The organism is Enorma burkinafasonensis (genome assembly GCF_902150035.1).
In the GTDB taxonomy this organism is placed as follows: Bacteria; Actinomycetota; Coriobacteriia; order Coriobacteriales; family Coriobacteriaceae; genus Enorma; species Enorma burkinafasonensis.
Genome location: NZ_LR597512.1, coordinates 19426 through 34272 on the forward strand (window position 1 = coordinate 19426; position 14847 = coordinate 34272).

Genomic DNA, 14847 nt, shown 5'->3' on the forward strand with positions numbered 1-14847 from the left:
TTATGGTAGCGCATGCCCGCGAGCGGGGCTGCTGCGCGGCGCGTGATAACCAATCCGTAAGGCGCCCATGCCGGCTGCGACGTGGAGCGGGCGCGCGGGCCTCTGGAGCATGCCGAAAGAAGGTCGGCATCTGGTATGATGGCGTATCGCCGCGGCGGGGCGGGGTCTCGGGCGACCGGGCCCATCCACGACCGCCGCCGCATCAACGCCAGCCAAACGAGGAAGGTGCCCCATGGACCAGTCCCTCTTCACCTACGACATCGTCGCCGAGGACTCCTCGACCCACGCCCGCGCCGGCATGCTCCATACGCCGCATGGCGACATCGAGACCCCGATCTTCATGCCCGTGGGCACGCGCGCCACGGTGAAGGGCGTGCCCTGGGAGACCGTGCGCGACCTGGGCGCCCAGATCGTGCTCTCCAACACTTACCATCTCGCCATGCGCCCCGGCGCCGACCTCATCGCCGAGATGGGCGGCCTGCATGATTTCATGAACTGGCACGGCCCCATCCTGACCGACTCGGGCGGCTTTCAAATCTTCAGCCACTCGGACGCCGTCAAGCTGTCCGACAAGGGCGTGCGCTTCATCGCGACCGATTACGACGGCAGCCACGTGTTCTGGAGCCCCGAGGACAACATGGCCATCGCCCAGAAGCTCGGCAGCGACATCTGCATGCAGCTCGACCAGTGCATCGGCTACCCCGCCGAGCGGCGCGACGTCGAGCGCGCCATGGACCTCTCGAGCCGCTGGGCCGAGCGCTGCTATCGCGCGCATACCCGCCCCGACCAGGCGCTCTTCGGCATCGTGCAGGGCGGTATGCACCTCGATTTGCGCGTCAGGAGCCTCGAGCGCCTGGAGGACATGGGCGACTTCCCGGGCTATGGCATCGGCGGGTACTCGGTGGGGGAGAGCCACGAGGTCATGTTCGAGACGCTCGAGCCGCTCGCCGCCGAGTACATGCCGCGGAGCAAACCCCGCTACCTCATGGGCGTGGGCAACCCCACCACGCTCGTGCGCGGCGTGGCGTGCGGAATAGACATGTTCGACTGCGTGCTGCCCACCCGTACCGGCCGCATGGGCACGGCCTTCTCGAGCGAGGGACGGCTGAACTTCCGCAACGCCCGCTTCGCCCGCGACCCGCGCCCCATCGACGAGCGGTGCGCCTGCCCGGTGTGCACCGGGGGCTACACCCGTGCGCACATCCGGCACATGGTCGCGCAGAAGGAGATGCTCGGCGGCATCCTGCTCTCCATGCACAACATCTTCTACCTGCTCGACCTCATGCGCCGCGCGCGCCGCTCGATCATCGAGGGGACCTACGGCGCGTTCGTGCGCGCCTGGATGGACTCGCCGGCAGCCGCCGATTACTAGCGTGCGGGGCGGGCTCGGCGCGGCGGTACCGAGCCCCGGCAAACGGGGCGGGCGCCGTGCTGGACCCTCCAGCCGGCGCCCGCCCTCGCTTCCCGGGTGACCCTCTGGGACGGGCGCCCGCCCGCGGCCCGTCTTGGCTACTCGGCCCCGAGCGCCGCCATGGTGATGTAGTTGTACGGCTGGTTGAAGTGGGGCAGGAAGAAGATGTCGAGGAGCTTCAGCTGGTCGATGGTGTAGCCGACCTCGATGGCGAGCGAGAACAGGTGGATCGTGGGCGACACATCGAGCTCGCTCGCGAGCTGGGCGCCCACGATGCGGCGGCTGCCGCGCTCGTAGACGATGCGGATCTTCACCTCTCCGTTCTCGCGCATGAAGGCGGGGCGCTGCAGGTCCTCGAAGTCGGTGTGCAGCACCTCGAGGCCCGCCCGCTCGGCCGCCGCGACGGAGAGCCCGGTCGAGACGAGGTTGAGCCCGTACACGGAGATGGCGTTCGAGCCCTGCACCCCCGCGGCCTCGAGCGGCGTCCCGCCCGCGTTGTGGCCGGCGACGATGCCGGAGCGCACGGCGTTCGTGGCGAGGGCGATGTAGGTTTCGGCGCGCAGGGCATTGGAATAGATGGTCGCGCAGTCACCGATGGCGTACACGTCCTCGATGCTCGTCTGCTGGTGCCTGTCGACGCGGTACGCGCCCTTCGCGCCGAGCTCGAGCGCATCGCGGCCGAGCTCGGTGTTGGGTACGAAGCCGATGGCGTTCACGACCAGGTCGGCAGGGTAGGTGTCGCGCGAGGTCCTGACGGCCCGCACGTGGCCGTCTTCGTCGCCGATGTACTCCTCGACGCCCTCCCCGAAATGGCACTCGATGCCGTTGCGCTCGAGGCGCTCGTCCATGAGGTGGGCGAACGAGGGGTCGTAGTAGCTCGCGAGCGAGGTCGGGGCGATGTCGAAGAGGCGCACGCGCTTGCCGCGCCGGTGCGCCGCCTCGGCGATCTCGACGCCGATGTAGCCCGCGCCGATGACGGCGACGGTGTCGACTTTGGGATCGCTGACCTGTCGGTCGACCTCCTGGCCCTCCTGGAAGAGCTTGAGGAAGCTGATGCCCGCAAGGTCGTTGCCGGGGATCTTGGGCGCGATGGGCAGCGAGCCGGTCGCCAGGATGAGCTTGTCGTAGGCGACCGTGAACGGTGCGCCCACAAGGGGCTCGCAGCTCACCGTCTTGGCGGTGAAGTCGATACCCGTCACGCTCGTCTCCATGAAGATCTTCGCGCCCTTGGCCTCGAACGCCTCCCTGCTGGTGTAGAAGAGGTTCTGGTATGAATCGATCTGGCGGCCCACCCAGAGCGCCGTGCCGCACCCGAGGTAGCTCAGGTTCGAGTTGCGGTCGATCATGACGACCTCGGCCTCCGGGTAGTTGTCGAGCAGGGTGTTGGCCGCGGCGATACCCGCATGGTTGGTTCCGACGATGACGACGCGCATGGCTCCTCCTTCGCTCCCCACGCGGTGGGGGTGGCAGAAACTGACAGTAACAGTGTAGCATTTATGGACGGACCGCATGGCGGCGTCTCTCAGGCGCGGCGATCCGCGCGCCGGGATTCCCCGCATGCGCTCGGCGATTGCTCGCGAGCGGGCCGCGGCAGATGGCCTATACTCGTCTGGTAGCCGAGCTCAACGCGACATCGATGCGAGGGTGATCACATGGACCATCGAGAGAACCGCAACGCCTCCGGAAACCGATCGAACCCGCGGCGCGACGCGCGCCGCGCCGCCGCCGAGCGCCACACCGCCGAGGTGGCGGAGCGCCTGGCCCGGGATATCGAGCGCTCGAGCGCGGGCGTGGCCAGCTTCGAGGGCGACCCCAAGGCCGAGGTCGCCGAGCCCTGCGTGCCCGAGGTCAAGGTCGCGGCGCAGGACGCCGTCGCCGCGGTGCTGGAGCACGGCCGCGGCTATGCGCAGTTCTGCGACCTCGCGGTGCTCGACTTCGCCTCGTTCGTGAACCCCGGCGGCGGCTACATCCGCGGGGGCCTCGCCCAAGAGGAGGCGCTCTGCACCGAGTCGTACCTCTACAACGTCCTGGACGGCCAGCGCGACTGGTACGGCGAGAACCGCCGCCGCAACATCAACTGCGAGCTCTACCGCGAGCGCGCGCTCGTCGTGCCGGCCGTGCGCTTCGAGCGCGGCAAGATGCACGCCTACGCCGACGTGATCGTGGCGGCCGCGCCCAACGCCCGCCGCGCCCGCGAGGAGTACCGCGTGGCCGACGCCACGCTCGAGGCGGCCATGCGCGACCGCATCCGCTTCGTGCTCGACATCGCCGACGCCCTCGGGCGCGAGAAGATCGTGCTCGGCGCCTACGGCTGCGGCGTCTTCGGGTGGGATGCGGAGCTCGTCGCCGAGCTGTTCCGCGCGGAGCTCGCCCGCGGCGCGCACTGCGTCAAGCAGGCCGTGTTCGCCATCCCGCGCACGCGCTACGACGAGAACCTCGCCAAGTTCGAGCACGCGTTCAGCGCCTTCCCCGACGCGCCGGCGACGACCTACGCCGACGCCGCCCGGGCGGCCGCCGCGGCGAAGGCGGCGGAGGAGTCCGCGCGCGGGGCGCAGGCGGACGACGACGAGGACGAGGACGACTGGCGGAAGTACCTCTGATACCGGCCCGTCACGGGGCGGGGCATCTCCCGGCATGACAGGGGCCCGCGCGGGACAGCTTCCGTGCGGGCCCTTATCTGTGCCGCGGCAACACCGGCGGGCGGCGCTTGGAGCGGCTCGTCTCTAGCGCTCGATGCGCTTGATGGCGATGCTCTCGGCGATGAGCGTGACGCCGGCGACGATGAGGTAGCCCGCGATCAGGTACACGAGCGTGAGGCTCGCCATGAGCGGCGCGAACAGGAAGATCACGCCCAAGACGATGTTGAGGACGCCGGTCGCCGTCCCGGCCGACGAGGCGGGGATCCGGTAGTAGCTCAGCTGACGGGCGAACGTCATGCGCTCGATGCCGCTCAGGATGAGCAGGAAGGCGAAGAGGAAGACGAGCGTGCCGGCGGTGAAGAGCGCGGGCAGCGCGAGCAGCATGATGCCGAGCAGCGCGTTCAAGATGCCCGACGCCACCGAGACGCCGCTGCGGAAGAACTCGGGTGTCTGGAAGTGGCCGACGATCTGCGTGATACCGTGCGCGATGAGCACCGTCGCGGTGACGCCCTGGATGACGGCGTACATGCTCATGGGCGATACCGCCGCGGCGATGCCGGCGAGCACGAGAACGACGCCCAGGACGACCATCCACGCCTTGGCGCGCCCCACCTCCTTGTTCCAGTGGTCTATGTACTCCTCGATGTAGTCGCGATCGGGATCGAAGCTGCTCATGACGAGGCCTCCCTAGAGAAAAGCTCCCGACCGCGGACCGGTCAGGAGCACGTTGCTATATCTCTTCTACCCGGGACGCGCTGCGCTAGACTGGAGACAATGTGACGTTTCGCTTAAGGCCCGGGCGGGCGAGGGGGCGGTGGAGATGACAGGTTCGGGTGACCCGTGCAGGAGGAGCCTTGCGGGCGCGGTCGTCCTGGCGGTGGTGCGGACCGCCATCGCGGTGCTCGACCCGGGGATCGGGCTCTTCGCGCTCTTCGATGCGGTCTCGCTGTTCATCATGGTCGTTTTCTACATCGCGGTACGCGCAAACATCAGGTGCTTCGTTCGAGATGCGCTTCTCGCCCGCGGGGCGGACGGCTGGAGCGCTCGCCCCATCACCCGCGCCCGCTACGCGAGTGTGCGGTCGATCATCTGGCTCTTCGTCTTCATTCTCTCGCTGATCATCCTGGCGTCGAGCGCGCTGCTCGTCCCCGTGGCCATGGTCGCGGTCGATCAGGCCCGCTGCATGTTCCCCGTGCAGCTGCTGCCGTTCGAGACGGCGGTGCCGCTCGCCGTGCTCCACCTGGTGCTCGCGGTGCCGCTCGTGGCCTGCCTCGTGCTCCTCGGCCGCGCGCTGCGCGCGGAGCTGGAGGCCGCCCGGTCCGCTTGAGGGCTCCCTCAGTAGGCCCACATGTGGTTCACGGGGCCGGAGCCGTGGCCGAGGTCGAGCCCGGCGGCTAGCGCGCCCGTGAGGTACTCCTTCGCCTGGTTGATGGCCTCGGGCAGCGTGCGCCCCTGCGCGAGCGCGCAGGCGATCGCCGAGGAGAGCGTGCAGCCGGTGCCGTGGGTGTTCTCGGTCTCGACGCGCGCATGGCGGAACCACGTGATGCGCGGGGCGTCGCACTCGTTCGCGACGGGCTCGGCGAGCACGTCGTTGGCGTCGTTCACGTTGTGGCCGCCCTTGACGAGGACGGCGCACCCATAGCGGCGCGCCAGCTCGGCGGCGACCGTCTCCTGGTCGTGCGACGATTCGATCGCGTGCCCCACGAGCGCCTCGGCCTCCTTGATGTTGGGCGTGATGACGCGGGCGAGCGGGAAGAGGCGCCCGGTGAGCGCCGACACCGCGTCCTCGTCGATGAGGCGCGCGCCCGAGGTCGCGACCATCACGGGGTCGACCACGATGTCGCTCGCCTCCCAATGGGCGAGCCGCTCGGCGATGGCCTCGATGATGGCGGCGGAGGACACCATGCCGATCTTGACCGCCGCCGGCGGGATGTCCTCGAAGACCGCGTCGATCTCATCGGCGACGAACTCCGGCGTCGCGTCCAGCACGGCGCGCACGCCGAGGGTGTTCTGCGCCGTGAGCCCGGTGATCGCGGTCTCGGCGTACAGGCGGTGGGCGGTTATGGTCTTGATGTCTGCCTGGATGCCCGCCCCGCCGCTCGAGTCGGAGCCGGCGATGGACAGGACGGCGGGCACGGTCTTGACGTTCATGGTTACCTCGTTTCCCCGATGCCGTGGCCGCGGTGCGGGACGGGCCCCTCGCCCGACTGCCGTGTCGCGGCCGCTTGGGTAGCTGTACCCGTTTGCGCGCGCGGGTAAGCAGGGCGCGCGGACCTCTCCGTATCGCCAGAACTCCCCGCGGGCGCCGCGTCGCCCCGGATGCGAGCCGCCTGCCGGCTCGATGCGCCCCTCTCGCCCCGGATGCGTGCTGCCCCTCGCGTCAATGGCAGCTTGAAGAGCGTGTTCTTGCAGGTAATCGACGCCGTATGATGCATTGTCCCAACCTGTATCCCCATGTCCTGTTTCAATTCATGCATAAAAGGGCTACCATTATGCGCGCTTTGTCCGCAGCGGTAAGGAGTACGCATGTCTCAAGACCAAGCTGGCTCGAGTCCTGAGGAGCTCGGGTCGAACGGGGGGAACAAGGCCGAGCAGAAGGTCATGATCTCCTCCTACACCATCCTCGTCATCATCACGCTCATCGTCGGCGTGGCGACCGTCTTTTTGTCGCGGGTGCTTCCCGGCGTCACTGCGGCGTCGCTGTCTGACATCCTCGCGTCGCCCGTCATGGGCTTCCTCGACGGCATCGAGGTGTCGCTGTTCCTGCTCATCCTCGGCGGCTGCCTGGGTATCGTGAACAGGCTGGGCGCCCTCGACGCGGGCATCGCCGCGCTCGTGCGCGCGCTCCACGGCCACGAGACGGTGCTCATCGCCGCGATCATGGCCATCTTCGCGCTGCTGGGCTCGACCTACGGCTTCTGCGAGGAGACGATCCCGTTCTACGCGCTGCTCTCGGCGACGCTGTTCGCCGCGGGCTTCGACACCATGGTCGCCGCCGCGACGGTGCTGCTGGGCGCCGGCGTGGGCTGCCTGGGCTCCACGGTCAACCCGTTTGCCGTGGGTGTGGCCATCGACTCGCTCGCGAGCGTGGGGATCGAGGCCAACCAGGGCATCGTCATCGTGCTCGGCTTCATCCTTACCGTGGTGAGCTACGCCATCTCGCTCTTCTTCATCCTGCGCTACGCCAACCGCGTGCGCCGCGACAAGGGCTCGACCATCCTGTCGCTCCAGGAGCAGGCCGCGGCCGAGGAGGCCTACGGCAAGGAGGCCACCGAGAAGGTCGAGACGCTTGAGTTCACCGGCAAGCGCAAGCTCGCGCTCGCGCTGTTCGGCCTGTCCTTCGTGGTCATGATCTGCGGCTTCATCCCGTGGGAGGACTTCGGCGTGAGCATCTTCACCGCCGGCGGCGTGTACGATGCGGCCGAGGAGGTCTGGGCCACCATGCCCTGGAGCGGCATCATCACCGGCAACCCGGTGGGCGAGTGGTACTTCAACGACGCCTCGATCTGGTTCTTCCTCATGGCGATCGTGATCGGCGTGCTCGGCGGCCTGCGCGAGAACGAGATCGTGGACGCGTTCCTCTCGGGCGCCGCCGACATGATCGGCGTCGCGCTGATGGTCGGCCTGTCGCGCGCCATCTCGATCCTGATGGGCGAGACCGGCCTCGACATCGTGATCCTGAACGGCGCCTCCGCGGCGCTCGCCGGCACGAGCGCGCTCATCTTCGGGCCGCTGTGCTACCTCGTGTACCTGGGCCTTTCCGTCGTCATCACCTCGACGTCGGCGCTTGCCACCATCTCCATGCCCATCCTGGGGCCGCTGGCGGCGAACCTCGGCTTCTCGCCCGAGGTCATCATCGCCATCTTCTGTGCGGCGAACGGTCTCGCGAACCTCTTCAGCCCCACGGCGGTGTTCCTGCCGGGCCTGCTGCTCGCCCGCGTGCAGTACCCCACCTGGCTCAAGTGGGCGCTCGTGCCCATCGTGACCATCGCCGTCGCGAGCGTGGTCATCACCACCGCGGGCCTCTTGATTCTGTAGGGGCCCTGCGGGTTGCCTCGCGCAACTCGTTTCGGTATTCGGTGTGAGAAATGGGACTGTCGGGAATACCCGTCAGTCCCATTTTCTTTTCCGCAGGTCAGAGGCCCGCCGATTTTCCGTTTTGGCGCCCTTCTGTCGCATCCGCCGAAACTCGCACCGAATACCGCAACGAGCGTGCGAACGGGCCCGCGCGACCCTAGGGGAGCACGCGGTCGAGGGCGTCCGAGAGCTCGCGCGTGGCCGCCGGGATGTCGTCGGCGGCGAAGATGGCCGAGACCACCGCCGCGCCGTCCACGCCGGTGCCCGCGAGCACGTCGAGCGTGCCCGCATGCAGCCCGCCGATGCCCACCACGGGGATCTCGACCGCCTGGCAGATGCGGGCGAGCTCGTCTTTGGTCACGTCGACGGCGTCGGGCTTGGTCGGGGTGGGGATGAGGGCCCCCACGCCCAGGTAGTCGGCACCGGCGGCCTCGGCCGCGCGCGCCTCCTCGACCGTCTGGGCGGAGACGCCGACGATCGCGTCGGGCCCCAGGATGCGGCGGGCGTCGGAGCAGGCGACGTCGCTCTGGCCCACGTGCACGCCGTCCGCGCCCGAGCGCCGCGCCGCCTCGACGTCGTCGTCGATGAGGAAGGGCACGCGCGCGGTGCGGCAGATGGGCAGGATGGTGGCGGCGAGCTCGACGATCGCATCGGTGCCGAGGTGCTTCTCGCGCAGCTGCACGCAGGTGGCGCCGGCGTCTACGGCCTCCTGCACGCACGCGGCGAGCGTCCGCCCGCGCAGCCAGGCGCTGTCCGTGACCGCGTAGAGCCGCATGGCGCGGCGGATGTCGTCGGGGCCCCAGGCGCCGCGCCGCGCGGGCGCGGCCGCCTGCTCCCGGTCGGCCGCCATGCTAGAGCTCCTCAACGCAGGCGCCGTCCATGAGCTGGGCGGCCGTCATGTTGTAGGCGGCGTCGATGAGGTAGGTGCGGAAGCTCGCGTTGCCGTCGAGCGCGCCCATGCGACCTTCGGCGACCTCGCCCGCAAGGCCCCAGCCGGCGATGGCGGCGACGGTCGCCTCGAGCGCGCGGTCGGGGTTCGCGACGGTGTAGGCGGCGATGATGGTGTCGAGCATGCAGCCGGTGCCGGTGATCTTGCCCATGATGGCGCGGCCGTTGCGCACGGCGACGGCGCGCTCGGCGGTCGCCACGAGGTCGATCGCGCCGGTGACGGCGACGATGCAGCCGAGCTTGCCGGCGAGCTCGCGCACGACGGCGGCGACCTCGGCGAGGTTCTCCTCGGTCACGGCGTCGTCGGGGTTGGCGTCGACGCCGCGCGTGGCCGCCGCGGCGCCGGTGAGCGCCTTGATCTCGCTCATGTTGCCGCGCACCACGGTGACGGGCAGCCCGTCGATGAGGGCGGCCGCCGTGTCGGTGCGCAGCTGGCTCGCGCCGGCGCCCACCGGGTCGAGCACGATGGGGTGGCCGAGCTCGCCGGCGACCTTGCCCGCGGCGTGCATGGTCTCGATGGTGCGGGCGTTCAGGGTGCCGATGTTCAGCACGAGGCCGCCGCAGATGCGGGTGATCGCCGGGGCGTCGTCGATGTCGTCCGCCATGATGGGGCTGCCGCCGCAGGCGAGCAGGGCGTTCGCGCAGTCGTTGACCGTGACGTAGTTGGTGATGCAGTGCACGAGCGGCGTGGTGGCGCGGACGTTGTCGAGCGCGGCGCCGAGCAGGTTCTTGTCCATGGTTGAAATCCCCTTTCAGGTAGGGAGTCGGATCTGGTTTCAGGTAGCGGGTCGATGGTTCGGGTGGCGTCTACTCCGCGTCGAGGTCGATCGTGGTGCCCTCGAACACCTTGTTCACGGTGCGCACGGCGCACATCTTGCCGCACATGGTGCAGGTGCCCTCGGTCGAGGCAGGGGAGGCCTCGTAGCGCGCCCTCGAGGTCACGGGGTCGAGCGCGTACTGCCACATTTCATCCCACGCGAGGCGCCGGCGCGCGTCGCCCATGCGGTTATCGGCCTCCTGCGCACCGGGCACGCCCTTGGCGATGTCCGCGGCGTGCGCGGCGATGCGCGTAGCGATGAGGCCGTCGAGCACGTCCTTCGCGTCAGGCAGGCACAGGTGCTCGGCGGGGGTCACGTAGCAGAGGAAGTCCGCGCCCGCGCTCGCGCTGATCGCGCCGCCGATGGCCGCGGTGATGTGGTCGTAGCCCACGCCGATGTCCGTGACGAGCGGGCCCAGCACATAGTAGGGCGCGCCATGGCAGAGGCTCTTCTCGAGCGCCACGTTCGCCTCGATCTCGTTGATGGGCATGTGGCCCGGACCCTCGATCATGACCTGCACGCCCGCGTCCCAGGCGCGCTTGGTGAGCTTGCCGAGCTCGATCATCTCGGCGGTCTCCACGGCGTCGTTCGCGTCGAAGAGGCAGCCCGGGCGGCACGAGTCGCCGAGCGAGATGGTCACGTCGTACTCGTGGCAGATCTTCAGGATCTCGTCGTAGAACTCGTAGAACGGGTTCTCGTTGCCGGTAACCTCCATCCAGCCGAAGAGCAGCGACCCGCCGCGCGAGACGATGTTCATGAGGCGGCCGGTCTCCTTGAAGGTCTTGACGACGCTCTTGTTGATGCCGCAGTGGATGGTGAGGAAGTCAACGCCGTCCTCGGCATGCGCGCGCGTGACCTCCAGCAGGTCGTCGACCGTGAGCTTGACGAGGGGCTTCTCCATGTAGCCGATGGCGTCGTACATGGGGACGGTGCCCACCATGAGCGGGGTCTTCTGCACGAGCTCCTGGCGGAAGAACCGCGTCTTGCCGGAGTTCGACAGGTCCATGATGGCGTCGGCGCCGAACCGCTCGGCCGTGCGCACCTTCTCCCATTCCACGTCGGCGTCCGCGACGTCACCCGAGATGCCGAGGTTCACGTTCACCTTGGTCGAGAGGCCCTCGCCCACGCCGCGCGGCTCGAGGCCGTACTCGAGGTGGCGGATGTTCGCCGGGATGGCGATGCGCCCGGCGGCGACACCTGCGCGGATGAACTCCGGGTCGCGATGCTCACGCTCGGCGACGGCGCGCATTGCGGGCGTGATCACGCCGGCGCGCGCGAAGTCGAGCTGTGTGACGCACGGGCTTCCGTCGGGGCGGGTGGGCGCGGTGCCCGGTGATTCGGTTGCGGTGGTCGCGTGCTGCGTATCCATGACGCACTCCCTTCGTTGGCATTACCCATATCAGGTTCCGCGGGTCGGGGCGGGCGCCGCCCCCTCTCAGCCTGCCGTCCCATCCTGCAAGCTCCCCGTTATGTCGAGGCTGATTATAGCGCGTTGGGCATACCTGTAAGGTAAAACCGTAACCCGAATGGCGCGTGAGGTCGATTTCGAGCTCTTGCGTCCGTTCATGTTACGGTTTCGATTCGTGATGCACGGCAGCTGGATGGCACGACAGGTCGGGCTTGCGTAGCACGGTTACAACAGCCAAGTGTCGCCCAACCATCCGTCGAAAGGTGCTGCGCCGTGTGGCCGGACTCGAAGCACTCGCCCTCCGTTATAATCACCACCCCACAGGGTTTACCTGCGATTATACCATGTATATATTGTGCTCATCTGTTATGCGCTTCTGGTATGGGCACGATGAGATGCCGGGTGGCCACGACATGAAATAGCGCCGGCCGAAGCCGGGCGGCAAAGAATCAAAGTTCGAAATAGAACTGAAGCAGCCGTCTTTCTTAATGAGGAAGACCGACGAACGACCTCACGCATGGATGCGATAGCGCGGCGCATAGAATCATGATAAGAACGAGGACGGCATTGGAACCAATTAAAAGCCTGACGGGCCAATTGCCTATCTCGATCTTCCCGTTGAACGACATCTTCCAGAGAAAGACAAACAGGATGCTGATGGCATCGATGAGGACGAATCCGACGAGCGCGGTGAGGAACACCAGCGCTCTGAGCCCGGACGCCGTTCCAAGCGCGGAAAGGGACGATGTCGAGAATCCGACGGCACCGTTGAAGGCCAGAACTATGGCTGCGAACACGCCGAGGATGGCGATGTACTCCATTCGCATGCTATCGACCTTATCGGTAAACTTCTCTTCAAGCTCCTTTCGATTGTTGACGGCGTCCCTCTCGAGCTCCTTCCGCCTCTCGTTGAAATCCCTGATTCGGTTGCTCTGCTCTACATAGTGCCTCAATCTTGTTCGTTCGAGCTCTATATGGTCGCAGAGCTTTAAGACGCTTTCCGCCTGCGTGCTGGGTGCGTCGCCGCCGTCCGTCATGCGCGCGTAGACGATGTTGATATTCTCGGCAAGGCTGTTTACCTGATAAGGAACTCCGCAGTCCAGCTCCTCAGATTCCTCGAGGAGGGAAAACATTGTATCGCAGATATCCGCGTAGCTGTGCCGGTACTTTGGCGTTCCGCCGTATAGACGGTTGAAGAACTCGATTGTCGCATCGATATCTGCATCGGATAGAGCATCCTCCGGCCTGACGCTTGCCATCTCCTTAAGAAGAGAACGTAAGGCCTTCCTTCGCTCTCCGTCATCACAGCCTTCACTCAGTTGAGGGATGTTCAGATTCGGCTTATCTATTCCACCAAACTGGTCGACAAGCGATTGAAGGGCGGAGGAGAAGGATCTTAATAACTCGTCCGCCCCCGGATATTGATCGGACTTCCTATCTTCCATGATGAGGCCCCGTCGCAGCGGCGAGAATCATCTCGTTCGGGATAATCCCCTTATGCTCATTTCTTACGTTGTAAACCTCATCCCACGGAGACCCTTTAGCATGGGAGATCCTAACAAGCTCCCATGGAGACTTCTCGCGCAACAGAGCGATTCCCTCATCGATAAACTCGCGATGCGCAGGGGCAATCTGTGCACCAGAGTCGTTAAAAGAAACTCTTATCGGAGCTCCACCGTAGTTGGAAAACTCGATATAAATCTCCCGGATGACCGGGCCGTACGGCCATGCCTCAAACTGATCGGAAAAGAGAAGATCGCCAAACACCCTGGCAAACACAATCTGAAGAAAATACAGCATCTTCTGCAACTGCAAGTTACTGATGGGCTTCTGATCCTTATAGCACTTGTCTATGACATATCGGGCGATTTGACGCACGCGATATGGCGTTCCTGTTGACTTTCCCATGCGATGCCTCTCCTCTCCAGACACATATCATAGCAGTTTGTTATCTCCTCACATCAATTAATATAGTACATATGTTCGTGTTTTACAATGTGAAGCCAAGACAAATTGGGGAAACGCATAAGGACGCCCCTCCTTCGTTGCACGTTACCGATTGCCCTGCGCGCCACGTGGATGCAGTGGCCACCACGTCCCATCGGAGCAAGTGCGCATCTTTCTTCATGTACTGCTGGTCTTAAAACTCCTCAACCAGCGCCGGTAGCACCGAGTGGTCCACGCGTGTTCCTCGGTCGGAATCGAGGGGCGCATCTGAGCGCGTTCTGCCCCTCGCCTGGGCTGATGAGGTCGGTGAGGCGGGTGAAAACCTTCTGTCATGACCACCCGTCGACGTCACCCGCGCCGATGATCACGGCCATGATTTCGCCGATGGCGTCGACGTCGGCGTCCCTGCCGTTATACGCCCTCAGCGTCGAAGCAACGTGCTTGCACCCGTCATTCGTCATGGTCATGTCGGCTCACCTATCCCGATGATTCGATGTCTGCGAGCTGGTTTCGGCTCGAGATGGCTTTCCCGATAACCGGCGGCTTGTTGATGCCCTCGCCAGCAAGGAGATGAGTCGTCCTCCCAGACTGGTACACTATTGATGTTGAGGTGTGGCAGCCGGAACAGACCGCATGGGCTTCCTTGCCGCCAACCAAGGGGTAGTCTCAGTACTGGATGTAGGTCATGCCCCCGCAGAACGGGTGCGGGGCGAGTATGAAGCTGTATGCGCTCTGGCCGGTGCTTTCGATGAGACTCACCATGACCTCGCGGAGGTACGCCATGGTGCGCCTTACCTTTTCGCGCATCTCGGTCGTGGCCATTTCCATGACCTCATCGTTCGGAAGCTCTGTGACGTCGATTATGCATTCTCCTCAACGATTCGAGCACCTCAGTTTTCGCAGAAAATGGGCTCATCATCGTATTTGTGGCGTCCATCGCATTCCGAGCGGCAAAACACGCAACTGTAGTCGACCATGCGGCACGTCCGCTCCGCGCGGCAGTTTCACACGGTGGCCGTGTCTCAGACCGCGGCCATCTTGGAGACGCCAACTCCGCTCGGGCCTTCCTCCCCGCAGCAACCGCAGTGGAAGAACGCGAAGTGCATTACGGACGAGTTGGAGTCCTCATTTTGGAGCAGTGGCATTCTGGTTGGCAATCAAACGGGAGAGTGCGCATACGCCCGGTGCATCCAGTCGCGCAACCGCCTTAAAGCGTCGAATATCGCATCACGGCGGCCCGGTATCCCGCGGCCGCGCATCGCGGTGGGACTCGGCGGCACGGTACAAAAAACGGGCCCCGGTCGGGGCCCGTCTCCTCAATCAATCCCGGTCGATGTGCGACGCGTCGACTATCCGGCGCATCTTCGCGCGTAGCCTCGCGGCGCGCCAGTACGTCACGGCGAGCGATATAGCACCCCATAGCGGGTAGACGAACAGGAGCGCGACGACGAATATAACTATTGCGTATCCGATTACGTATTCCATCGAGTCACCTCATAGACCGTCCGATGTGCACGCCCATGATAAACGCCATGGCGCAGGCGACGAGCGCGAGCGCCGCGGCGATATGCCCATATCCCATTATACAGCCTCCAAACG

14 protein-coding genes and 1 riboswitch are annotated in these 14847 nt (G+C 65.9%); of the genes, 4 read left to right on the forward strand and 10 right to left on the reverse strand.

Annotated elements, in window-relative coordinates; translation table 11 throughout:
• The first annotated feature begins 232 nt into the window (after positions 1-232).
• On the forward strand, positions 233-1372 hold the full coding sequence (gene tgt / locus FS885_RS07445) for a tRNA guanosine(34) transglycosylase Tgt (protein ID WP_144744431.1): 1140 nt from the start codon (positions 233-235) through the stop codon (positions 1370-1372).
• A gap of 137 nt (positions 1373-1509) precedes the next feature.
• Here the strand turns inward: tgt and nox are convergent, their stop codons facing one another.
• Entirely contained in the window at positions 1510-2844 is a 1335-nt protein-coding gene (gene nox / locus FS885_RS07450) for a H2O-forming NADH oxidase (RefSeq protein WP_144744432.1), read from the reverse strand.
• A gap of 219 nt (positions 2845-3063) precedes the next feature.
• Between nox and FS885_RS07455 the strand changes: the two genes are divergently transcribed.
• A complete protein-coding gene (locus FS885_RS07455) occupies positions 3064-4011 on the forward strand; it encodes a TIGR02452 family protein (protein WP_144744433.1) in 948 nt (315 codons plus the stop codon).
• A 123-nt stretch (positions 4012-4134) separates the two neighbouring features.
• On the opposite strand, the gene FS885_RS07460 is transcribed toward FS885_RS07455, so the two are convergent.
• Positions 4135-4725, reverse strand: coding sequence for an HdeD family acid-resistance protein (locus FS885_RS07460; RefSeq protein ID WP_144744434.1), 591 nt, complete (start codon positions 4723-4725; stop codon positions 4135-4137).
• 145 nt (positions 4726-4870) lie between these two features.
• Between FS885_RS07460 and FS885_RS07465 the strand changes: the two genes are divergently transcribed.
• Complete coding sequence (locus FS885_RS07465) at positions 4871-5377, forward strand: hypothetical protein (RefSeq protein ID WP_144744435.1); 507 nt, start codon at positions 4871-4873, stop codon at positions 5375-5377.
• Between the two features lie 8 nt (positions 5378-5385).
• Here FS885_RS07465 and thiD read toward each other — a convergent pair whose 3' ends face one another.
• A complete protein-coding gene (gene thiD, locus FS885_RS07470) occupies positions 5386-6201 on the reverse strand; it encodes a bifunctional hydroxymethylpyrimidine kinase/phosphomethylpyrimidine kinase (protein ID WP_144744436.1) in 816 nt (271 codons plus the stop codon).
• A 375-nt stretch (positions 6202-6576) separates the two neighbouring features.
• On the opposite strand from thiD, the gene FS885_RS07475 reads away from it, so the two are divergent.
• A complete protein-coding gene (locus FS885_RS07475) occupies positions 6577-8088 on the forward strand; it encodes a YfcC family protein (protein ID WP_144744437.1) in 1512 nt (503 codons plus the stop codon).
• A 196-nt stretch (positions 8089-8284) separates the two neighbouring features.
• Here FS885_RS07475 and thiE read toward each other — a convergent pair whose 3' ends face one another.
• The 7 genes from thiE to FS885_RS09945 all read right to left on the reverse strand — a co-directional run bounded on the left by thiE (position 8285) and on the right by FS885_RS09945 (position 14733).
• The gene (gene thiE / locus FS885_RS07480; RefSeq protein WP_144744438.1) at positions 8285-8977 is read right to left on the reverse strand and encodes a thiamine phosphate synthase; all 693 of its coding nucleotides are present in this window, start codon (positions 8975-8977) and stop codon (positions 8285-8287) included.
• Position 8978: 1 nt separating this feature from the next.
• Positions 8979-9812, reverse strand: a complete 834-nt coding sequence (gene thiM / locus FS885_RS07485) for a hydroxyethylthiazole kinase (protein ID WP_144744439.1) — start codon at positions 9810-9812, stop codon at positions 8979-8981.
• 70 nt (positions 9813-9882) lie between these two features.
• A complete protein-coding gene (gene thiC, locus FS885_RS07490) occupies positions 9883-11262 on the reverse strand; it encodes a phosphomethylpyrimidine synthase ThiC (RefSeq protein WP_144744440.1) in 1380 nt (459 codons plus the stop codon).
• Positions 11253-11370: riboswitch (TPP riboswitch) on the reverse strand. Its footprint overlaps the gene before it by 10 nt.
• A 416-nt stretch (positions 11371-11786) precedes the next feature.
• The gene (locus FS885_RS07495; protein WP_144744441.1) at positions 11787-12746 is read right to left on the reverse strand and encodes a hypothetical protein; all 960 of its coding nucleotides are present in this window, start codon (positions 12744-12746) and stop codon (positions 11787-11789) included.
• A complete protein-coding gene (locus FS885_RS07500; RefSeq protein ID WP_144744442.1) occupies positions 12736-13209 on the reverse strand; it encodes a Panacea domain-containing protein in 474 nt (157 codons plus the stop codon). Before FS885_RS07500 ends, FS885_RS07495 begins: the two co-directional genes overlap by 11 nt.
• 368 nt (positions 13210-13577) lie before the next feature.
• Positions 13578-13715, reverse strand: coding sequence for a hypothetical protein (locus FS885_RS09940; protein ID WP_186365819.1), 138 nt, complete (start codon positions 13713-13715; stop codon positions 13578-13580).
• A gap of 853 nt (positions 13716-14568) precedes the next feature.
• On the reverse strand, positions 14569-14733 hold the full coding sequence (locus FS885_RS09945; protein ID WP_186365820.1) for a hypothetical protein: 165 nt from the start codon (positions 14731-14733) through the stop codon (positions 14569-14571).
• Between the last annotated feature and the right edge of the window lie 114 nt (positions 14734-14847).